Origin of the sequence: Mesorhizobium sp. M1E.F.Ca.ET.063.01.1.1, assembly GCF_003998155.1 — a bacterium.
GTDB lineage: Bacteria > Pseudomonadota > Alphaproteobacteria > Rhizobiales > Rhizobiaceae > Mesorhizobium.
This window is the reverse complement of record NZ_RZSC01000726.1, coordinates 1-2933: the sequence shown is the minus strand read 5'-3', so window position 1 is coordinate 2933 and position 2933 is coordinate 1. Positions and strand designations below refer to the sequence as shown.

Below are 2933 nucleotides of genomic sequence, written 5' to 3'. Positions count from 1 at the left end.
GCCTGAGAGCGATCCTGCCCGGCACCACGCCGGTGATCTTCGGCCGCGCGGCCGAAGATCACCGGCGTGGTGCCGGGCAGGATCGCTCTCAGGCATTCGAAGGCGCGGCCGAGCTGCCAGGGGCGCGCCTTGCTGATCGGATTGTAGAGCGCGATGACGAAGCCGGCGCCGGCCGCCGCCAGCAATCTCAGCTCGATCAGGTCCCAAGGCTTCAGATTGTCCGAGAGCGAGATGGCGCAGAAATCATGGCCGAGCGGCGCGCCGATGCGGGCGGCAACCGCAAGCATGGCAGTAACGCCAGGGACGACGGCGAGGTCGATGGCTCGCCACTCCTGCGGACCCGCTTCGATCGCCTCGCAGACGGCGGCTGCCATGGCAAAGACACCGGGGTCGCCGCCGGAAACGACAGCGACGTTGTGGCCTTCGGCCGCTTTGGCGAGTGCCTCGTTGGAGCGGGCGAGCTCCTCGCGATTGTCGGAGGCGACGCGGGTCTGGTCCTCCCTCAGCTCGAGCCGATCGAGATAGGGCTTGTAGCCATAGAAGAAGGAAGCCTCGGCCACGGCGCGGCTTGCCTCCGGCGTGACCTGGTCGGCATTGCCGGGACCGAGACCGATGACGGTGAGGCGGCCGCTCATGGCTTTGCTCCGGGGGCTCCGGGACGGGCGGACCAGCCGGCGATCAGAACGATGGCGAAATAGGGCGCCTTGTCGTCCGGCTTTTCGGTGAGCCGCATCGAGACGCTGCCCGACATGGTGCCGCGTTCCACATAGACGGCTTTCGCCAGCTTGCCGGACGCTTCCAGCGCGCGGCGGATTTTTGGCAGGTTGCGGCCGACCTTCATGATGACGGCGGCATCGGTGTCGGCGAGGCGCCGCGTCAGTTCGAACTCGCTCATCGTGCCCGGAAGCACGGTCAGCACGTCATCGCCCTGGACGATCGGCAAGCCGGTTGCCGACCAGCAGCCCGACATGGCGGTGATGCCGGGGATGACTTCGGTCGGGAAGCGGTGCGCAAGGCGGACATGCAGATGCATATAGGAGCCGTAGAAGAGCGGATCGCCCTCCGACAGCACCGCGACCATCTTGCCGGCGCCAAGATGCCCGGCGATCTGCTCGGCCGATTGCTCGTAGAAATCGGTGATCTGCGAACGGTAGTCGTCGTGATCCTTGTCGATCTCGGTTGTCACCGGATAGAGCAGCGGCAGCTCGATCATATCCGGCCGGAAGCGCGCCTCGACGATGGCGCGGGCATTGCTGTTGTTGCCGCGCTTGGCGAAGTAGGCAACGACATCGGCCTCGGCCAGGGCGCGCGCCGCCTTCAGCGTCAGCAGTTCCGGATCGCCGGGGCCGGTGCCGACGCCGACCAGGCGTCCTTTCGGGAGAGCGTTCACAGGCCTGGCCTCGCCAACGAATTAAGCGCCGCCGCTGTCATGGCGCTGCCGCCCAGCCTGCCGCGCACGATGGCATAGGGCACGCCATAGGAATTCTCGGCCAGCGCATCCTTGGATTCGGCGGCGCCGACGAAGCCGACCGGCATGCCGATGATCGCGGCCGGCTTCGGCGCGCCGTCGCGCAATTTTTCGAGCAGATAGAAGAGCGCGGTCGGCGCGTTGCCGATGGCAACGACCGATCCGGCCATGCGCTCGCCCCAGAGGTCGATCGCGGCGGCCGAGCGCGTGTTGCCGATCTGTTTGGCGATATCGGCGGTGCGCGCGTCGCGCAGCGTGCAGATCACCTCATTGCCGGCCGGCAGCCGGGCGCGCGTGACGCCATGCGCGACCATCTCCGCATCGCAGAAGATCGGCGCGCCGGCGGCAAGCGCCGCGCGGGCCGCATCGACGAAACCCTTCGAGAAGACGAACTGGCCGGCGGCTTCGACCTGCCCGCAGGCATGGATCATGCGGATCGCGACATCGGCCTCCGCCTCGGAGAAGCGCGAAAGGTCGGCCTCGGCGCGGATGATGGCGAAGGAGCGCTCGTAGATCGCCATCCCGTCATGGATATAGTCGTAGGCGTCCATTCTTCAGTTCCGTCGATAGAGTTCAGCGAGGCCGGCCGCGCCAAGCCTTGTAAGGCACGCGGCTGCAGTCTCGCCGGGATGTCGTTGCTCGCGGACCGCCTCGGCAATGCCGGCGACCCCGCGCGCGGCGTCATAGCCCGGCCTGTATCCGGCAGGAAGGGCCTTTGCGGTCCCGTCCACGACAAGTCCGGCTCCTTTTTCGTCGCCGACCAGGGTCAACACTGTCGAGCCTGGATGCGCGCAACCCTTGGCGCAGCCGGAAATGTGCAGGGTGAGCGAGGCATCGAGGAGGTCGGCGCTTTCCTTCGCGATTGTCTCGGCGATGGCGCGGGTAGCAATGCGGCCGGAAGAGCACGCGGGCGTGCCTGGGCAGGCGGCGATGCGGGTGCGCGGGTCGGTCGCGGAGGTGACGAAGCCGAGGGTGGCGGCTGAGGCTTGAAGGGCTGGGCAGGCGGACGGGGAGAGGCCGAGGAAGAGCAGGGCGCGGCCGGAGGCGAGGCGGATTTCGGTGGCGCCGAAGACGAGGGCCTGTCGGGTCAGTTCAATGAGCTTCTCGGCCGGCATGCTGCCGAAGGGCAGGCCGATGCCGAGGGCGTGGGTGATCGCGAGATCAAAAATGCCAATGGGGCTTTTCGAAGGTTGGCGTTCCTGCGCACCCCCCTCTGTCCTGCCGGACATCTCCCCCGCAAGGGGGGAGATTGCTCTCTCATCTCGGCTTTCGCCAATCGCCGGCGGTGCAAGAGCTGAGCCGCCGGCGGAATTGCCGATCTCCCCCCTTGCGGGGGAGATGTCCGGCAGGACAGAGGGGGGTGTGACGGAGTGCCAACTTGCGAGTGAACCGAGCTGCCTCCGAGACAAATCCCGCGTGTGCGCCTCTCGACCTTTCTCGGCAATCATCCTGAGCGCTGCCACAG

General features: G+C 67.2%; 3 protein-coding genes and 1 pseudogene. All 4 read right to left on the bottom strand.

What is annotated here, in order from left to right; genetic code table 11:
* A partial coding sequence (gene cobJ, locus EOA29_RS31290; RefSeq protein ID WP_127222077.1) for a precorrin-3B C(17)-methyltransferase occupies window positions 1-635 on the bottom strand: 635 nt, incomplete at its 3' end.
* A complete protein-coding gene (locus tag EOA29_RS31285; RefSeq protein WP_126093194.1) occupies window positions 632-1390 on the bottom strand; it encodes a precorrin-2 C(20)-methyltransferase in 759 nt (252 codons plus the stop codon). The genes cobJ and EOA29_RS31285, both read right to left, overlap by 4 nt.
* On the bottom strand, window positions 1387-2019 hold the full coding sequence (locus EOA29_RS31280) for a precorrin-8X methylmutase (protein ID WP_126093195.1): 633 nt from the start codon (window positions 2017-2019) through the stop codon (window positions 1387-1389). The genes EOA29_RS31285 and EOA29_RS31280 overlap by 4 nt, the downstream gene beginning before the upstream one ends.
* Before the next feature lie 3 nt (window positions 2020-2022).
* Window positions 2023-2933, bottom strand: a pseudogene (locus EOA29_RS31275) (precorrin-3B synthase); the annotation flags it as partial.

What these genes read in the sequence shown, in the direction of transcription:
- EOA29_RS31280 (WP_126093195.1), bottom strand. Translation starts at nt 2,019, where the DNA reads ATGGACGCCTACGACTATATCCATGACGGGATGGCGATCTACGAGCGC.